Annotated in this window: 14 protein-coding genes and 1 pseudogene; 14 read left to right on the forward strand and 1 reads right to left on the reverse strand. The window is 51.8% G+C overall.

All coding sequences use genetic code 11. The features are described from left to right. Nucleotides 1-2: 2 nt before the first annotated feature. The 14 genes from L3J94_07010 (at nt 3) to L3J94_07075 (ending at nt 15,862) form a co-directional block, all read left to right on the forward strand. Nucleotides 3-1,514, forward strand: coding sequence for a UDP-N-acetylmuramoyl-L-alanyl-D-glutamate--2,6-diaminopimelate ligase (locus L3J94_07010; GenBank protein MCF6218492.1), 1,512 nt, complete (start codon nt 3-5; stop codon nt 1,512-1,514). After that, complete coding sequence (locus L3J94_07015; GenBank protein MCF6218493.1) at nt 1,514-2,857, forward strand: UDP-N-acetylmuramoyl-tripeptide--D-alanyl-D-alanine ligase; 1,344 nt, start codon at nt 1,514-1,516, stop codon at nt 2,855-2,857. The genes L3J94_07010 and L3J94_07015 overlap by 1 nt, the downstream gene beginning before the upstream one ends. Further along, nucleotides 2,857-3,939, forward strand: a complete 1,083-nt coding sequence (mraY, locus tag L3J94_07020) for a phospho-N-acetylmuramoyl-pentapeptide-transferase (GenBank protein ID MCF6218494.1) — start codon at nt 2,857-2,859, stop codon at nt 3,937-3,939. Before L3J94_07015 ends, mraY begins: the two co-directional genes overlap by 1 nt. 6 nt (nt 3,940-3,945) lie before the next feature. After that, a complete protein-coding gene (gene murD, locus L3J94_07025) occupies nt 3,946-5,304 on the forward strand; it encodes a UDP-N-acetylmuramoyl-L-alanine--D-glutamate ligase (protein ID MCF6218495.1) in 1,359 nt (452 codons plus the stop codon). After that, nucleotides 5,297-6,469 (forward strand): putative lipid II flippase FtsW, encoded by a 1,173-nt coding sequence (gene ftsW, locus L3J94_07030; protein ID MCF6218496.1) that lies wholly within the window; start codon nt 5,297-5,299, stop codon nt 6,467-6,469. The genes murD and ftsW overlap by 8 nt, the downstream gene beginning before the upstream one ends. After that, nucleotides 6,466-7,560 carry an undecaprenyldiphospho-muramoylpentapeptide beta-N-acetylglucosaminyltransferase gene (gene murG / locus L3J94_07035; GenBank protein MCF6218497.1) on the forward strand — a complete coding sequence of 365 codons (1,095 nt, stop codon included), beginning with the start codon at nt 6,466-6,468 and terminating at the stop codon, nt 7,558-7,560. Before ftsW ends, murG begins: the two co-directional genes overlap by 4 nt. Continuing rightward, nucleotides 7,550-8,959, forward strand: a complete 1,410-nt coding sequence (gene murC, locus L3J94_07040) for a UDP-N-acetylmuramate--L-alanine ligase (GenBank protein MCF6218498.1) — start codon at nt 7,550-7,552, stop codon at nt 8,957-8,959. The genes murG and murC overlap by 11 nt, the downstream gene beginning before the upstream one ends. Nucleotides 8,960-9,021: 62 nt before the next feature. After that, nucleotides 9,022-9,867, forward strand: a complete 846-nt coding sequence (gene murB / locus L3J94_07045; GenBank protein ID MCF6218499.1) for a UDP-N-acetylmuramate dehydrogenase — start codon at nt 9,022-9,024, stop codon at nt 9,865-9,867. Beyond that, complete coding sequence (locus tag L3J94_07050) at nt 9,864-10,793, forward strand: D-alanine--D-alanine ligase (GenBank protein ID MCF6218500.1); 930 nt, start codon at nt 9,864-9,866, stop codon at nt 10,791-10,793. Before murB ends, L3J94_07050 begins: the two co-directional genes overlap by 4 nt. A 3-nt stretch (nt 10,794-10,796) precedes the next feature. After that, nucleotides 10,797-11,549 carry an FtsQ-type POTRA domain-containing protein gene (locus tag L3J94_07055; GenBank protein MCF6218501.1) on the forward strand — a complete coding sequence of 251 codons (753 nt, stop codon included), beginning with the start codon at nt 10,797-10,799 and terminating at the stop codon, nt 11,547-11,549. 12 nt (nt 11,550-11,561) lie between these two features. Beyond that, the gene (ftsA, locus tag L3J94_07060; GenBank protein MCF6218502.1) at nt 11,562-12,803 is read left to right on the forward strand and encodes a cell division protein FtsA; all 1,242 of its coding nucleotides are present in this window, start codon (nt 11,562-11,564) and stop codon (nt 12,801-12,803) included. A gap of 36 nt (nt 12,804-12,839) precedes the next feature. Then, nucleotides 12,840-14,021 (forward strand): cell division protein FtsZ, encoded by a 1,182-nt coding sequence (gene ftsZ, locus L3J94_07065; protein ID MCF6218503.1) that lies wholly within the window; start codon nt 12,840-12,842, stop codon nt 14,019-14,021. A 199-nt stretch (nt 14,022-14,220) separates the two neighbouring features. Further along, nucleotides 14,221-15,135 carry a UDP-3-O-acyl-N-acetylglucosamine deacetylase gene (gene lpxC, locus L3J94_07070; GenBank protein ID MCF6218504.1) on the forward strand — a complete coding sequence of 305 codons (915 nt, stop codon included), beginning with the start codon at nt 14,221-14,223 and terminating at the stop codon, nt 15,133-15,135. Nucleotides 15,136-15,304: 169 nt separating this feature from the next. Further along, nucleotides 15,305-15,862, forward strand: a complete 558-nt coding sequence (locus L3J94_07075; protein MCF6218505.1) for a DUF3365 domain-containing protein — start codon at nt 15,305-15,307, stop codon at nt 15,860-15,862. A 263-nt stretch (nt 15,863-16,125) separates the two neighbouring features. Here the strand turns inward: L3J94_07075 and L3J94_07080 are convergent. Continuing rightward, nucleotides 16,126-17,040: pseudogene (locus L3J94_07080) on the reverse strand (DUF3387 domain-containing protein). Nucleotides 17,041-17,375: the final 335 nt, after the last annotated feature.

Below are 17,375 nucleotides of genomic sequence, written 5' to 3' on the forward strand. Positions count from 1 at the left end.
TTATGAAGTCAAAAACGAAAAAACTGCCCCGTTTGAGTCTGATTTTGAATGGCATTGTTGATCTGCCTCAACAGCAGGACTGCGAAGTTTTTGGGATTACCTCAAACAGCAAAGAGGTATCCGCCGGTACTCTTTTTGTTGCGTTGTCAGGTATTCGTCACCACGGAGCTGACTTTATTCCCGAGGCGATTGCCGCCGGTGCGGTGGCGGTACTGTGTGAGCAGACGGATACTCTGGGTGATCTGTCAACCTACGCAGTGCCAGTGATCATCATTGATGATTTGAGCCACCAGCTAGGGTGGATCGCCTCCAGTTTTTACGGCCACCCGTCACGCGCCATGACCATGGTCGGTGTGACGGGTACTAATGGTAAAACCACCTGTACCCAGTTATTGGCCCAGGTGTTGAGTAACCAGAGCCCTTGCGGGGTGATAGGCACCCTTGGCTATGGTTTATATGGGCAGCTGGTTCACGGTGGATATACCACACCCAACGCCATTGAAGTACATAGAATATTGGCTGATCTGCATGGTGCGGGTGCAACACATGTGGTGATGGAGGTCTCATCCCATGGCCTGGACCAGGGGCGGGTTGAGGGTGTTGTTTTTGATATTGCGCTCTTTACCAATTTGAGTCGTGATCACCTCGATTATCACGGTGATATGCAGCGTTATGGCAGAGCAAAGCAGCGACTGTTTGTGATGCCTGGATTGAAATACGCCGTCATCAATACCGATGATGCATTCGGGCGTGCGCTGCTGCGCGATCTGACAGGGTATATCGGCTTGAGCGCCTACAGTTTGGAATTAACCAGTGGACTGCCTGAGAATCCGTTGATTTCAGCTTCTGAGTTAAAGCTAACGCGAAGTGGATTGCAGATGTCGGTGCGCGACCCGAGTGGCAGCGTCACGATTAAATCGTCACTATTGGGGCGTTTTAACGCGGCCAATTTATTGGCGATTTACGGAGTTTTGTTATGGCTTGGACTGCCGCGTAACCTGATTGCAGCGCGCTTGGCCAAGTGTGTTGCGGTACCCGGTCGCATGGAGTGCTTTACGCAGTCGGGTCTGCCGCTGGTGGTGGTGGATTATGCCCACACACCAGATGCTTTGGAACAGGCGCTGGAAGCACTCCGTGAGCACTGTGATGGAAAGCTGTGGTGTCTGTTTGGTTGTGGTGGTGAGCGGGATAGTGGCAAACGATCACTGATGGGAGCCATTGCAGAGTGCCACGCTGACAAGGTTATTCTCACAAATGATAACCCGCGTGATGAAGATGCGGCACGGATTATTGTCGATATTTTGGGGGGAGTTACACAGCAAGAGCGGGTTAAAGTGATTGCTGACCGGGCAGAGGCAATTGACTATGCCATTGCCAACGCCTCAGTAGATGACGTGATTTTGATTGCAGGAAAAGGGCATGAAGATTACCAGATCGTGGCGGGCGAAACGGTGGCGTTTAGTGATAGCCAGCAGGTGATAGAGCAGCTGGCTGCACGGCGGGAGCAGGCGTGATGATGACGCTGCAGCAAGCGGCAACCTTCACCCAAGGCGAGTGCCGTGGTGAGGATGTCGCATTTGATGCGGTCAGTATTGACACCCGCACCTTGGTTGAGGGTTCGCTATATGTGGCGATCCGTGGTGAGCAGTTTGATGGGCACCATTTTATAGCGCAGGCCGAGCAACAGGGTGCCCGCTGTGTGATGGTGGAGTCTATTCAAACAACAAATTTACCGCAATTGGTGGTGAGCGACTGCCGCCTGGCACTGGGGGATCTCGCCCGTCACTGGCGCGAAGAGCTGGCTTTAACCGTTGTCGGTATTACGGGTAGTAATGGCAAGACGACCGTGAAAGAGATACTCGCCGCAATTCTTGCTCAGGCGGGGCCGGTCTTAGCAACCAAGGGCAATTTGAATAATGATTACGGCGTGCCACTAACGCTGCTTAGCCTACAGCGAGAACATCAATTTGCGGTGGTTGAAATGGGTGCTAATCATAGGGGAGAGATCGCCTATTTGACGCAACTGGCTAGGCCAGATGTGGCTGTGGTTAACAATGCCGGCCGTGCTCACCTTGAAGGCTTTGGTAGTGAGCAGGGTGTCGCCATTGCCAAGGGTGAGATATACGGCGGCCTTACCCGCAGTGGCCGCGCAATTATTAATCGAGATGATCAATATGCAGACTATTGGACTGGCCTCTGCGAGGGCAAACAGATCGTGAGCTTTGCACTCCATAACAGCGCAGATATTCAAGCAACCTGGCGCGCAGATATTCAGGGCAGCCAACTGGAGGTTGAAACACCAAAGGGAGCTTTTTCCTGCCAGCTGGCACTACGGGGTGAGCATAATGTCCGTAATGCACTGGCCGCCACCGCGGCTGCATTTGCGTTGGGCATCGATATCAAAAAGATCAGCGCAGGTATTGAGGCGGTGAGCCCGGTTAAAGGGCGGCTTAAAGGCTACAACACAGCAAGTGGTGCCTCTGTAATTGATGACAGCTACAACGCTAATCTCAACTCATACAGCGCGGCGATTGAGGTACTTAAGAGGTGCTCAGGAAAACGTATATTGGTGATGGCTGATATGGCCGAGCTGGGTGAGTCGGCTGAGAAAGATCATTGCAAAGTGGGTGAGCAGGCCGCTCGTGCCGGAATCGATGTGCTGTATGCACTGGGCAAACAGTCACAGTGTGCGGTCGAGGCTTTCGAGGGCGAAGCGTATCACTTTCTTGAGCAGAATAAATTGATTGCGGCACTGAAAAAAGAGCAAATGCCAGGAAATACTTTATTGGTGAAAGGATCCCGTTCAATGGCGATGGAGCGCGTTGTTGAGGCCCTGCTGGGCGGAGGGGATGCCTGATGTTGCTCTGGTTAGCTGATTATTTAACTCAGTTTCATAGTGGTTTTAATCTGTTTCAATACCTGACACTGCGTGTCATTTTGGGGGTGCTTACTGCGCTGGTGATCAGCCTCGTGGTTGGTCCAAAAATGATTCGCAAACTGAACGAATACCAGATGGGCCAACCGATTCGTGGTGATGGCCCCGAGACACACCTTGTGAAAGAGGGAACGCCTACCATGGGTGGTGCGTTGATTTTGGTTTCGATTGCCATCAGTACGTTGTTGTGGGCCGACTTGAATAATCGCTATGTCTGGGTGGTCTTGCTGACAACTCTGGCATTTGGTGCCATTGGCTGGGTTGATGACTGGAAAAAACTGGTTAAGAAAGACCCTAAAGGGCTGAGTGCCCGCTACAAATATTTTTGGCAGTCTGTTGCTGCCTTGGTGAGTGCCTCAGCACTCTACTTTACTGCGGTGATTCCTGCGGAGACGGCATTCTATATGCCATTTTTTAAGGATGTTGTGATCAACCTGGGCGCGATGTTTATCGTGTTGAGCTATTTCGTGATCGTGGGTTCGAGCAATGCCGTCAATTTGACAGATGGCCTGGATGGTCTGGCGATTCTGCCAACCGTCATGGTGGCGGGTGCATTGGCGCTGTTTGCTTATGTGACCGGTCATGCTGGGTTTGCCAATTATCTTTCGATTGCCCACCTGCCCGGTGCGGGTGAAGTGGCTATTTTCTGTGCCGCCATCGTCGGTGCCGGGTTAGGTTTTTTGTGGTTCAACACCTACCCTGCGATGGTTTTTATGGGTGATGTCGGCGCACTGGCGCTGGGTGCGGCGCTGGGTGTAGTGGCGGTGGTATTACGCCAAGAGGTGGTGCTCTTCATTATGGGCGGAGTGTTTGTTATGGAGACGCTTTCGGTGATTATTCAGGTGGTCAGTTATAAGACCACCGGGCGACGAGTATTTCGTATGGCACCGCTACATCACCATTTTGAGTTAAAAGGGTGGCCTGAGCCGAGAGTCATTGTGCGTTTCTGGATTATAACCATCATTCTTGTTTTGATCGGTTTGGCTTCATTGAAGATTCGATAGCGGAGTATGCAAGTGAAATCAACAGCAGAGAGAGTACCGCAGCCGTTACCAACCCTGATTGTCGGGTTAGGTAAAAGCGGTCTCTCATGCGCGCAATTTTTGTCTCAACAAGGTGAGTCGGTAGCGGTGACGGATAGCCGGATTTCACCACCCGGCTTAGATGTTTTGCATGAGACCTTGCCCGATGTGCCGGTATTTGTGGGTGGTTTTGATGAAGCGGCTTTTGATGCGGCAGAGCGTCTGATTATCAGCCCAGGGGTCTCACTGCAGGAACCCTTAATCCAGAAGGCGCTGGCTCGTGGGGTTGAGGTGAGTGGAGATATTGCGCTGTTTGCCTCCTTAGCCCAAGCCCCGATCGCCGCGATTACTGGCTCAAACGGTAAGAGCACAGTCACCCTGTTGTTGACAGCGATGGCCGCCCGCAGCGGAAAGCGGGTGTTGGTGGGTGGGAATATTGGTATACCCGCTTTAGCGTTGTTGGCACAGCCGGTGCCCGACCTGTATGTGTTGGAGCTCTCCAGCTTTCAGCTTGAAACGGCCACAGAAGTTAATGCGGCGGTCGCAACGGTGTTGAACATATCAGAAGATCATATGGATCGATATGACAACCTAGCGAGTTATAGCCGAGCCAAACAGGCGATCTTTAATGGCGCGAAGAGCCAAGTGCTCAATCGTGATGATCCACGAGTTGCAGCCATGGCTGCCGGATGTGAGAAGGCAGGTTGGTTCACTTTGAATAGCCCCCGCGAGGGTGAGTATGGATTGTGTGAATGGTCGGGAGAGCAGTGGCTGTGCTGTGGTCAGCAGCGGCTGATGTTGGTGGCTGATGTCTGCATGGTTGGGCGGGCTAACTTGGCTAATGCACTGGCCGCACTCGCCATGGGTGATGCACTGGGCTTGGATCGTGGGGCAATGGTCACCACACTGAATGAGTTTGCAGGGCTGCCGCACCGTTGCCAGTATGTTGCAAACCGCAGGGGTGTGGCCTGGTACAACGACTCCAAGGCGACCAATGTGGGCGCCACGCTGGCGGCTATAAACGGCTTTGACGGTAAACTGGTTCTGATTGCCGGCGGTCAGGGGAAGGGTGCGGACTTCACGCCGCTGCAAGCCGTGAGCGACAAGTTAAAAGCGGTGGTGCTGATGGGTGAAGATGGGGAGAAGATTGCCTCATTGTTACAGGAGAGTGTGCCCTGCCAGTACGCCACTACGATGCGAGAGGCGGTGGAGATGGCGGCTAGGTTGGTGGAGCCGGGTGAGCAGGTATTGCTTTCGCCGGCCTGTGCCAGCTTCGATATGTTTGAGGGCTTTGAGGCGCGTGGCGAGCAGTTTTCCGATGCGGTTAAGGGGCTTTCAAATGGCTAACCTAGTGATGGGTGCTCAAGTGCCTGAGAGTATGTTTAACATTGACAATACACTGGTATTGACGGTGCTAACGCTGCTCTCTATTGGCCTGGTAATGATGACATCCGCCTCAATTAGTATTGCTGATGAATCGATGAATTCGCCTTTTCACTACCTGCAAAAACAGTCGGTCTTTATTGTTGTCGGTCTGGTGTGTGGTGCGGTGTTGTTTGCAGTATCTCTTGAGCATTGGGAGCGCTTTAGTCCGCTGCTACTGCTGATGGGTTTTATTTTGTTGATTTTGGTGTTGATTCCAGGTGTCGGTATTGAGGTAAAGGGTAGTCGACGCTGGTTGCCATTGGGCGTGGCAAATTTCCAGGCATCCGAGTTGGTCAAACTGTTGGTGATTATCTTTATGGCAGGCTATCTGGTGCGGCGGCTTGATGAAGTCCGAACTCATATTGTGGGCTTTATAAAACCCTTTTTTATTCTTGCGCTGTTGAGTGCGTTACTAATTGCAGAGCCTGATTTTGGTTCAACGGTGGTGATCATGGCGACCGCAATGGGCATGCTTTTTCTGGCGGGTGTGCCATTGAGCCGTTTTGTGGTTCTGCTGGCGACGGTTGCGGGGCTGCTGGCCGTTTTAGTGGTGGTGGAGCCTTACCGAATGGCCCGAATTGTCTCTTTTATGGACCCTTGGGCGGACCCCTTTGGTAATGGCTTCCAGTTAACACAGGCGCTGATCGCATTTGGGCGCGGTGAATGGCTTGGTGTTGGCCTGGGTGAGAGTGTTCAGAAGCTCTTTTACCTGCCCGAAGCGCATACCGATTTTGTATTCTCTGTTTTGTCAGAGGAGCTTGGCTTTGCGGGGGGTGCCCTAGTGATATTCCTGTTCGGTTTACTGGTGTGGCGGGCGTTTCGTATTGGCAAGCTGGCACTGTTGAATGGCCAGCTTTTTGGTGGTTACCTTGCCTTTGGGATTGGCCTTTGGCTGGGTATGCAGGCTTTTATCAATATAGGCGTGAATATGGGCGTGTTACCAACCAAGGGTTTGACGCTGCCATTGATGAGTTATGGCGGCTCCAGCATTGTCGTGACCTGTGTTGCGATAGCGCTGCTGCTGCGTGTCTACCATGAAGCGAAACTTGCCGAGCTTTCTGAATATGGCAAGGCGGTGAACGCATGAAGCAGACGGCCTCCATTTTAATTATGGCGGGTGGTACCGGTGGCCACATCTATCCGGCGCTGGCAGTGGCTGAGCAGCTGCGTGAGCAGGGTGTTGAGGTGCGCTGGTTAGGTACCCGTGCCGGCCTCGAAGCGGAGGTGGTGCCCAAGGCGAATATTGCCATTGACTACATCAATATCAGCGGCGTCAGAGGCAAGGGTTTACTGCGTAAATTGAGTATGCCCTTTACGCTGCTCAGCGCAATGTGGCAGGCGTGGAAAATACTACGCCAACGCAACCCCTCTGCGGTACTGGGAATGGGCGGATTTGTTACCGGCCCGGCGGGCCTGGTTGCCGCCCTCACCGGCAGAAAATTGTTGGTGCATGAACAGAATGCAGTGCCCGGAATGACCAACCGCTGGTTGGCTCGCTGGGCCGACAAGGTGATGGCCGCTTTTCCAGGTGTACTGCCTAGATCAGAGTTAACGGGCAACCCGATTCGAGGGGAGATTCTAAATCTTGCAGCGCCTGCTGAGCGCTTCCAAGCGCGCCAGGGACAGCCGCTGCATCTGCTGGTGTTGGGCGGAAGCCTGGGGGCAAAAGCGTTGAACGATGTGCTACCAGCAGCGTTAGCACTTTTAAGTGGTGAAAATGAATATGAAGTATGGCACCAGACGGGAAAACGGAATATTAGCACTGCCAAAGACGGCTATCAGCAGGCGGGCGTTAATGGGCGTATTGAGGCCTATATCGACGATATGGCAGCGGCTTATGGCTGGGCCGATCTGGTGATTTGCCGCGCGGGAGCACTTACCATTTCTGAATTGGCATGTGCCGGAATAGGCTCTATTTTAGTGCCGTATCCATACGCTGTGGATGATCACCAAACTAAAAATGCGGCATACCTGGTGGCGCATGCGGCAGCAACCGTGGTATCACAAAATGAGCTAAAAGCAGAGCAGCTGGCGGAGATGATCAAACAATATCTACACCTCAATAATGGCCGCACTGAACTTCTGAAAATGGCAGAAGCGGCACGCGCTTTGGGTAAGCCGGGTGCAACGCTAACCGTAGCGAACCGCTGTCTGGAGGTCGCAAATAATGGCGCATAATCAGGGTATGGGGCGAGTACAGCGCATTCACTTCGTAGGTATCGGTGGTGTCGGTATGGGTGGCATTGCAGAAGTACTGAAAAACTTAGGCTATAAAGTGTCGGGTTCGGATCTACTCCAAGGCCAGATGACACAGCGTTTGAGCGAGCTGGGTGCCCAAATTGTTATCGGCCACGATGCTGGATTAGTCGATGATGCGGATGTAGTGGTGGTCTCCAGTGCGATTGATGAATCAAATATTGAGGTGGCCCGTGCCCGTGAATTGAGGGTACCGATTATTCCTCGTGCCGAGATGCTAGCGGAGCTGATGCGCTTTCGCCACGGTATTGCGGTTGCCGGAACACACGGCAAGACCACCACTACCAGTTTTGTGGCCAGTCTGTTGGCCGAGGGGGGGCTTGATCCGACGTTTGTGATTGGTGGCCGTTTGAATAGCGCCGGCAGCAATGCTCGCTTGGGGCGCAGCCACTATTTGGTGGCAGAGGCGGATGAGAGCGACGCCTCTTTTTTGCACCTGCAACCGATGACGGCAATTGTCACCAATATTGAGGCCGACCACATGTCGACCTACGGCGGTGACTTCGAAAAGTTACGCCAAACCTTTTTGGAGTTTCTGCACCATCTACCTTTTTACGGCTTGGCGGTGCTCTGTGTAGATGACCCGGTGATCAGCGCGATGTTACATGAGGTGAGTCGCCCGGTAGTGACTTATGGTTTTAGTGAAAATGCAGATTACCGGGCCAGCGATGTGCAGTGCCAGCAGGGACGCTCGCACTTCAGTGTCTCGCGGCCTGACAAGAGCAAACGGCTACAAATCGAATTGAACCTGCCGGGGCGGCACAATATTCAGAACGCCTTGGCGGCGATTGCCGTTGCGGACCAGCTGGGCGTCGATGACGATGCCATTCAGCAGGCGCTGATCCAGTTTGAGGGCATTGCACGACGCTTTCAAATATATGGAGAGCTGCAAATGCCGGTAGGCGAGGTGCTATTGATCGATGATTATGGCCACCACCCCACAGAGATTGAGGCAACGGTGAATGCGATACGTGAGAGCTGGCCTGAACGGCGTTTAGTGGTTGCCTTTCAACCCCACCGATATAGCCGTACCGAAGAGCTGTTTGAAGATTTTGTACTGCAACTGAGCGAGCCAGACCTACTGCTATTGCTAGAGGTGTTTGCGGCAGGTGAAGAGCCTATTGCAGGGGCGGATAGCCGCTCACTTTGCAAAGCGATTCGCGCCAGAGGCCAGGTGACCCCTGTTTTTGTTGAGCAGCGAGAAGCGTTACCCGAGTTGTTACCTGCACTGCTGAAAGCAGGTGATGTTTTGTTGCTTCTCGGTGCGGGTAATATTGGCCGCAGTGCGCAGCAGCTGGCTGCACGGTGGGGAGGTCAATAGTAGTGGTGCTGCGTAACCACACTTTTACCGGTTTGCGAGGTGAGTTGAAGTTTAACGAGCCGATGTCCGCACACACTACCTGGCGTGTAGGTGGCCCGGCTGACTGTTATTACAAACCGGCGGGTATTGATGATTTGGCTGTTTTTTTGAGCCAGCTGCCCGCCGATGAGCCACTGTTTTGGCTTGGCCTAGGCAGTAATGTGCTGGTGCGCGATGGTGGCCTTCGCGGCACCGTGATTGCTTATTTTGGCGGGCTGAATGAGATCACTCAACTTGCGGGCAGTGCTGTAAAAGTAGAGGCGGGTGTTGCCTGTGCAAAGGTTGCTCGCTTCTGTGCCAAGCAGGGGCTGGTGGGGGCCGAGTTTCTGAGTGGCATTCCGGGTGCAATGGGCGGGGCGCTGGCAATGAATGCGGGTGCTTTCGGTGGCGAAACCTGGCGGCTAGTTGATCGAGTGGAGGTGATGCGGCGAGATGGCAAGTGTCAGATCCGTGATGCGGCGGAGTATAAAGTAGGTTATCGCACGGTGGTTGCCCCTGAAAATGATGAGTGGTTCGTCGCCGCTTGGTTGTCGCTGCGCGAGGGTGATGGCAACGAAACGATGAATGATATTCGTCAGTTACTGGCGCGCCGTAGTGTGACGCAGCCCACCCAGTTGGCAAATGCAGGCTCGGTATTTCGTAACCCACAAGCGGATTACGCCGCTCGACTGATTGAAGCGTGCGGTTTGAAGGGGCGAGCAATTGGAGGGGCTGTTGTATCGGAAAAACATGCCAACTTTATTGTGAATAGTGGCGATGCCACCGCAGCGGATATTGAGCAGCTTATTAATGAAGTGATGCAAACAGTAAAACAACAACAAGGTGTTGAGTTGAAAAAAGAGGTACACCTGCTTGGAGTTGAGCAATGAGTATCACGGGATCAAATCAGGCATTTGGCAAAGTGGCGGTTATGATGGGCGGGCTGTCGGCGGAGCGAGAAATATCACTTAAAAGTGGTGCTGCGGTGTTGGCCTCGTTACAGCGTTCGGGTGTTGATGCTTATGGTGTTGATGTGGGTGGAGATATTCTCGAAGTGCTGGCTAAGGGTCAATTTGATCGTGCCTTCAACATGCTGCATGGCCGCGGTGGTGAGGATGGTGTCATTCAGGGCGCGTTACAGCTGCTGGATATTCCCTATACCGGGAGTGGGGTGCTCTCCTCAGCGCTTAGTATGGACAAGATGCGCTGTAAGCAGTTGTGGCAGGCACTCGGCCTACCCACACCGGCCATGGTCGAGCTGCGGGAAGAGGCTGATCTAGCTACGGCTATTGAGCTGCTCCAGCTGCCGCTGGTGGTGAAGCCAAGCCATGAGGGGTCAAGTGTCGGCATGAGTAAGGTGATAGCGGCGGAGCAGCTGTTACCCGCCTGGCAACGGGCTAAACAGTATGATGACTGCATCATTGCCGAGCCGTGGGTCAGTGGGGGTGAGTTTACCATCGCTATCTTGGAGGGTGAGGCACTGCCACCTATAAAGGTGGAGACTCCCCGCGAGTTTTATGACTTTGCGGCGAAGTACCAGGAGAATTCCACCCGCTACCTCTGCCCCTGTGGCTTGAGTGATGAGCGGGTGGCAGCACTGCAAGCGCTGGCGCTGCGTGCATTCAAAGCGCTCAATGCCGAAGGGTGGGGGCGGGTTGATGTGCTCACCGATGAGCGAGGTGATTTTTGGTTGCTGGAGTTTAACAGTGTGCCGGGAATGACAGATCACAGTCTGGTGCCCATGGCGGCTAAGGCGGCGGGTATTGAATTTGATGAGCTGGTGCTGCGTATTTTAGCGCAGAGCCTGAAGGTGTGAAAAATGACGGCGAAGGCGACTCCGGCTATAGCATTGACATGGCGAGAGCGCCTCTTTCCCCAGCTGGTTTGGGTAAGCTTAAAAGGTGCGCTGCTGCTGGGGCTGTTCGGGGGTGCATATTGGCTCTGGTTGCAGAGCGCCGCGTGGCTGCCAGTGAAGCAGATTTCGGTGACAGGGGTATTGCATGAGGTGAGTGGTGCTGAACTTCGAGATGTGGTCAAGCCACTGCTTCAGGATGGGATTATTCGTATGGATGTTCAGCAGGTGCGGGATGCCGTAGAGGCGATGCCTTGGGTTAGCCGCGTTACGGTGCGCCGCCAATGGCCTGACACCCTGGCTCTGGAGGTGGAAGAGCAGCCACTATTGGCCCGCTGGCATGATGATGCACTAGTGAATCTGCAGGGTGAACTGTTTTATCCCGCGACCATTGAGGTGGATGCCAAAGTGCCACGGTTTGAAGGGGTCGATGGGTTGAGCCGCGAAATGGCAAAGCACTACCAGCGCTATCAACGGATATTAAGCGAGGTGGGCCTTTCGATTGTCGCCATCCGGGTGAGTAAGCGACACGCTTGGGTTGTTGAATTGGATAATGAAATTGAACTGATTCTGGGGCGCGAGCCACAAGATCAACGGATAGAACGTTTTATTAATGTTTATCGCAATGAGCTGGCTGAAAAATCAAAACGAATCAGCCGGGTGGATTTGAGATACAGCAACGGGTTTTCCATTAGCTGGAAAGAAAACAAGGTTGGGTAAGAGGCTTATTTGATGGCAAAGCAGGGAGAAAAAAACTTAATTGTCGGGCTGGATATCGGCACCTCGAAAGTGGTTGCCGTGGTGTGTGAAATCACACAGGAGAATGAGATAGAAATTATCGGCTTAGGTTCTCATCCATCCAGGGGACTTAAGAAAGGAGTGGTGGTTAACATCGAGTCCACTGTGCACTCCATTAAGCGTGCGGTTGAGGAGGCTGAGTTGATGTCAGGGTGCCATATTCATGCGGTCTATGCGGGGATTGCGGGCAGCCATATTCGCAGCCTTAACTCCCACGGCATTGTGGCAATCTGTGACGGTGAAGTGACCCATTTTGATGTGGATCGTGTGATGGATGCGGCTCGTGCGGTCGCTATTCCAGCGGACCAAAAAATTCTCCATGTATTGCCCCAGGAGTTCATTATTGACAATCAAGAGGGGATTCGCGAACCGGTAGGCATGTCCGGTGTGCGCCTGGAAGCCAAGGTGCATGTGGTGACAGGGGCTGTTAGCGCGGCGCAAAATATTATCAAGTGTGTACGCCGATGTGGCCTTGAGGTTAATGATGTCATCCTTGAACAGTTTGCCTCGAGTTACGCAGTGTTGAGTGAAGATGAGAAAGAGCTGGGTGTCTGTCTTGTGGATATTGGCGGCGGCACCGCAGATATTGCCATCTTCACAGAAGGGGCGATTAGACATACTGCGGTGATCCCCATTGCGGGTGACCAGGTGACCAATGATATTGCAGTGGCACTGCGTACCCCGACACACCACGCAGAAGAGATAAAAATTAAATATGGCTGCTCATTGACGCAGCTCGCCAGTGCAGATGAGACGATAGAGGTGCCGAGTATTGGAGATCGCCCGCCGCGCCGCCTCTCGCGACACACCTTGGCCGAGGTGATTGAACCCCGCTATGAAGAGCTGTTGGGCCTTATTCAGGCGGAGTTACAACGCAGTGGCTATGAAGAACTGGTGGCAGGTGGAGTGGTTTTGACCGGTGGTAGCTCAAAGGTTGAAGGTTTGATCGAGTTGGCGGAAGAGGTTTTTCATATGCCGGTGCGGATCGGTATTCCTAAAAATGTAAGCGGTTTGGTTGATGTAGTAAGCAATCCGATTCATGCCACGGGTGTGGGCTTGTTGCAGTATGGCTTTCATCATTGCCACTTGGGGGCGGGAGAGCGCAAGTTGAACGCCGATTCGGGCGTGAAAGGGTTGTGGGACAAAATGAAAAGTTGGTTTCAGGGGAATTTGTAGTTTTTCTGGGTGTAAGGGAAATTAGGAGGTATAGAAATGTTTGAATTATTGGATACAGTAGAATCAGATGCCGTTATTAAGGTTATTGGTGTCGGTGGTGGCGGTGGCAACGCCGTGGAGCACATGGTGGTGCAAACCCTTGATGGGGTAGACTTTATCTGTGCAAATACCGATGCTCAAGCGTTGCGAAACTCATCTGCAAAGACAGTTTTACAACTGGGTGGTGACACCACTAAAGGGTTGGGCGCGGGCGCTAACCCCGATATAGGCCGCCAGGCAGCATTGGATGATCGCGAGCGGATAGCGGAAGTGATTGGTGATGCCGACATGATCTTCATCACTGCAGGGATGGGCGGTGGTACTGGTACGGGCGCTGCCCCGGTTGTGGCCCAGATTGCCAGAGAGCTGGATATTTTGACCGTGGCGGTTGTCACTAAGCCCTTTCCGTTTGAAGGAAAAAAACGCATGGCAGTGGCCGAACTTGGGATTAAAGAGTTGAGTGAAAATGTTGACTCACTGATTACAATTCCCAATGAAAAGCTGCTCTCAGTATTGGGTAAAACCACCACCCTGCTGGATGCATTCAAAGCAGCAAATGATGTACTTTTTGGTGCAGTACAAGGGATCTCAGAGCTGATCACCCGTCAGGGTTTGATCAATGTGGATTTTGCTGATGTACGCACCGTGATGTCAGAAATGGGCATGGCGGTGATGGGCACCGGCAGTGCCAGTGGTGAAGATCGGGCGCAAGTTGCGGCTGAAAAAGCCATCTCCAGTCCATTACTGGAAGATGTGGACCTTTCAGGGGCGCGGGGCATTTTGGTAAATATTACCGCAGGCTTTGATATGTCGATTGGTGAGTTTGAAGAGGTGGGTAATACCGTCAAGCAGTTCGCCTCTGATTGTGCCACGGTAGTGGTAGGGACGGTAATCGATCCTGAATTAAGCAATGAAATGCGCGTTACCGTAGTGGCTACCGGCCTTGGACGTGGAGAAGAGAAGGCCCCTGGTGTTCGTATTGTTGCCCCGGTTCCCGTTGCTGAGCCTGTTACTGAGCGTAAAGCAGATGTAAAAATTAACTACAGTGACTTGGATCGCCCTGCGGTTAATCGAAAAAATCAGATCGCATCTGAGCGTTATGAGCTGCGCAATAAGGCGGTGGGTGACGATATGGACTACCTTGATATTCCCGCTTTTTTACGCCGTCAAGCGGATTAATTAAGGGAGGTATCAGCGGTGCCCTATTACACAAATGTCCTGCCCCGGTGCCGCGTGCGCCGGGCATGGATGAGGGTGTAATTGCTCGCAAAATCAACAAAAAGAGCTTGGTATATCGGCTGGAGGAATAGGCAAGAATGATAAAATTGTGGTATGGTTCGCAGTTCGATAAAGATAACTTCCATACACTGCGCGAATAATGATTAGACAACGAACACTAAAAAATACCATCCGAGCAACGGGTGTTGGGCTGCACACAGGAAAGAAGGTCTACTTGACCCTCAAACCTGCTCCTGTAGATTGCGGCATCGTTTTTCGCCGTGTCGACCTGGACGAACCGGTTGAAATACAGGCGCGTGCCGATAACGTGGGCGATACCCGGCTATCATCAACGCTGGTCAAGGGTGATGTAAGAGTCTCGACCGTGGAGCACCTCCTGTCGGCCTTAGCAGGGCTTGGTATCGATAACATCTATATCGAATTGAGTGCTTCAGAAGTGCCGATTATGGATGGCAGTGCCGGGCCATTTGTTTTTCTATTGCAATCTGCGGGTGTAGCAGAGCAGGATGCGGCCAAGAAATTTATTCGGATCACGCAGCCCGTTCAAGTCGAAGAGGGTGATAAATGGGCGCGTTTTGAGCCCTACAACGGCTTTAAAATTAATTTTAAAATCGACTTCAAACACCCCGCTTTTCAAGCGTGCCAAGAGGCCACTATCGATTTCTCCACCACCTCATTCGTGAAAGAAGTGAGTCGGGCACGCACCTTCGGCTTTATGCGCGAAATCGAACTGTTGCGTCAAAACCAGCTAGCGCTGGGCGGCAGCATGGATAATGCGATTGTTGTGGATGATTATCGAGTATTAAATGAAGATGGCTTGCGCTACGAAGATGAGTTTGTAAAGCATAAAATGCTCGATGCCATCGGTGATCTATACCTGCTTGGGCACAGCTTGATTGGTTCATTTTCAGGATACAAATCAGGCCATGCCCTCAATAACAAACTACTGCTGACACTGCTGGAAAATGAATCCAGCTGGGAAACAGTAACCTTTGACGATAAGAAAGACTCCCCCATCGCTTTCTCAGAGCCCAGCTTAGCCTTTCAGCAATAACCCCCTCCCTTATGCCAAGCTATCGCCATAGCTTGGCAAAATACTCCACCATAAAAAAATAGCCTGCGACAAATTGTCGCATTGCCATCTTCTGCGCTACTCTTTAAGCTAAATGCTAAATTAGCATTTACTAATAAATATAACGTAGATTAAAAAACGGAGTCCAAAAATGAAAAACCAGATCCTTTTTTTACTGCTCATGGGTGCACCGATGCTGGTGAGTGCCAGTGATCCATTGGTAAAAGAGAGCCGCGCAGCGATTAAAGCCTTTGCCGGAGAGCTGAAGGGCAACCTACAGGCGGCAATGAAGAGTGGTGGGCCACTCAAGGCGGTTGAAGTGTGTAAAAATGTATCTCCCGTCATAACAGCTGAACAGTCCAATGCCCGTGGAGTAGAGATTCGCCGTACCAGCCTAAAGCTGCGTAACCCAGACAACGCCCCAGATGCCTGGGAGCGTAAAATACTTGAGAGCTTTGAAGCAAGAAAAGCGGGCGGTGAAGATGTACGCAAAATCGATCACCACGAGCGGATGGTCATGGAGGGTAAACAAGTATTCCGCTACATGAAAGCGATTCCAACAGCCCAAAAACCCTGCACCCTCTGCCACGGCAAGAACATAAGCCCCGAGCTGAAAGTAGCACTGGACAAAGCCTACCCCAATGATCAAGCACGAGGCTTTGAAGCAGGTGATATTCGCGGTGCCTTTAGTATTATTAAACGGCTGTAGGGGCTCGCTATCGACGCCTACTCTTATTGCCTATAAGAAATGAGGCTGGCCAGAAGAGTGCTAACTTAAGCACTTTTAGCACGAAACCTGGAGTTGATAGGTCCGTGCATATTCCGGCTCATCATGAACACCCATTTTTGTTCAAGGTGAACACTTTTCTACTTTTTCCAGAATAGGTGCTCACCCTCCCGGAATCCATTTGATCTTTACTGCTTCACTTGGCTCCCTATGGCAATCAGCGTCGGCCGACCCCCTTTTTTCTTCTATGCCACAGCTGTGAACTCATTTGCAATCAGTTCAGCTTGTTTCAGCACCGTTTCTGTAGCCAGCTTTTGCATATCGGGTGGGTAGCCATATTGCCTGAGTGTACGCTTGATAATCACTTTAAGTTTAGCTCGTACACTCTCTTTGATTGTCCAGTCAATGGAAGTATTTTGCTTAACACGCTCCGTTAAAACCACAGCGAGTTCTCGCAATTTATCATGCTGCATCAGCTCTTTAGCACTTTTATTATCCGCAACGGCAGTATAAAAAGCGTATTCAAAATCGGTTAACCCCAGCTCACTTGCCTCATTGTCCATGCTGACAATCTCTTGACTCAATTGAATCAATTCATCCATCACCTCTGCGGCGGTTAAGACTTTGCTGTGATATTTTTGAATCGAATTTTCCAGCATTTCCATCAGTGATTTACTTTTGACCAAGTTCTTTCTGGAACGGGATGTTAACTCATCATTAAGCAGTTTTTTCAACACCTCCAAAGCAACATTCTTATGCTCCATGCCTTTGAGTTCCAGCAAAAACTCTTCAGAAAGAATGGAAATATCGGGCTTCTTAATGCCTGCGGCATCAAACACATCAATCACTTGTTCAGAAACCAACGCTTGATCAATCACTTGTCTGATGGTCGTTTCAATCTCTTCATCACTTTGCCCCAAGCCTGTCGCATCAAACTTAACCAATCGATCTTTTACCGCCTGAAAAAAGGCAACTTCATCTTTAACATCCATCGCCTGTTCATGCGGTATGGCAATGGCAAATGCTTTTGAAAGTGCCGTTACCTCATTAATAAAACGTTTTTTACCCTCTTCCAGCCCTAAAACATGATCTTCCGCTGCCAGAATAAGTGACAGTTTTTGGGCGGTGTCCGCAGCAAAATAATCTTCATACCTAAATCCTGCAAGTAAGAATACCGCAAATCACCCCCCCCAAAAAGTGATCACTTATTGGCCTGAGGGTGGTGGATTATCACCCACCCTCAAGCTAAAGAAGCAGAATAACGCCCTCGTTGTTCTTTCGTAAGCGCCAAATCAACCCCACCCTACCAACCTGAGCCATTTCCCTCCACCCTGTGATACTCAATCACCACGGAGCATAGAAATGAATGAAGCAGGCACGACAGCACTGACAGAGCGCCAGCGTTACTGGCTTGATCACCTGCGGGCCTGCGCAGCATCGGGAAAAAGTATCGCCAAGTATGCGGCGGTTCACGACCTTGCTGCCCCGGCGATGT

The sequence above is a fragment of the Gammaproteobacteria bacterium genome (assembly GCA_021647245.1).
Taxonomy (GTDB): domain Bacteria; phylum Pseudomonadota; class Gammaproteobacteria; order RBG-16-57-12; family RBG-16-57-12; genus JAFLJP01.

Excerpts from the sequence above, each read along its gene's own strand:
- L3J94_07075 (MCF6218505.1), top strand. The coding sequence starts at position 15,305 with ATGAAAAACCAGATCCTTTTTTTACTGCTCATGGGTGCACCGATGCTG.
- murD (MCF6218495.1), top strand. The coding sequence starts at position 3,946 with ATGCAAGTGAAATCAACAGCAGAGAGAGTACCGCAGCCGTTACCAACC.
- L3J94_07050 (MCF6218500.1), top strand. The coding sequence starts at position 9,864 with ATGAGTATCACGGGATCAAATCAGGCATTTGGCAAAGTGGCGGTTATG.
- murG (MCF6218497.1), top strand. The coding sequence starts at position 6,466 with ATGAAGCAGACGGCCTCCATTTTAATTATGGCGGGTGGTACCGGTGGC.
- lpxC (MCF6218504.1), top strand. The coding sequence starts at position 14,221 with ATGATTAGACAACGAACACTAAAAAATACCATCCGAGCAACGGGTGTT.
- ftsA (MCF6218502.1), top strand. The coding sequence starts at position 11,562 with ATGGCAAAGCAGGGAGAAAAAAACTTAATTGTCGGGCTGGATATCGGC.
- ftsW (MCF6218496.1), top strand. The coding sequence starts at position 5,297 with ATGGCTAACCTAGTGATGGGTGCTCAAGTGCCTGAGAGTATGTTTAAC.
- L3J94_07010 (MCF6218492.1), top strand. The coding sequence starts at position 3 with ATGAAGTCAAAAACGAAAAAACTGCCCCGTTTGAGTCTGATTTTGAAT.
- murB (MCF6218499.1), top strand. The coding sequence starts at position 9,022 with ATGTCCGCACACACTACCTGGCGTGTAGGTGGCCCGGCTGACTGTTAT.
- murC (MCF6218498.1), top strand. The coding sequence starts at position 7,550 with ATGGCGCATAATCAGGGTATGGGGCGAGTACAGCGCATTCACTTCGTA.
- ftsZ (MCF6218503.1), top strand. The coding sequence starts at position 12,840 with ATGTTTGAATTATTGGATACAGTAGAATCAGATGCCGTTATTAAGGTT.
- L3J94_07015 (MCF6218493.1), top strand. The coding sequence starts at position 1,514 with ATGATGACGCTGCAGCAAGCGGCAACCTTCACCCAAGGCGAGTGCCGT.
- mraY (MCF6218494.1), top strand. The coding sequence starts at position 2,857 with ATGTTGCTCTGGTTAGCTGATTATTTAACTCAGTTTCATAGTGGTTTT.
- L3J94_07055 (MCF6218501.1), top strand. The coding sequence starts at position 10,797 with ATGACGGCGAAGGCGACTCCGGCTATAGCATTGACATGGCGAGAGCGC.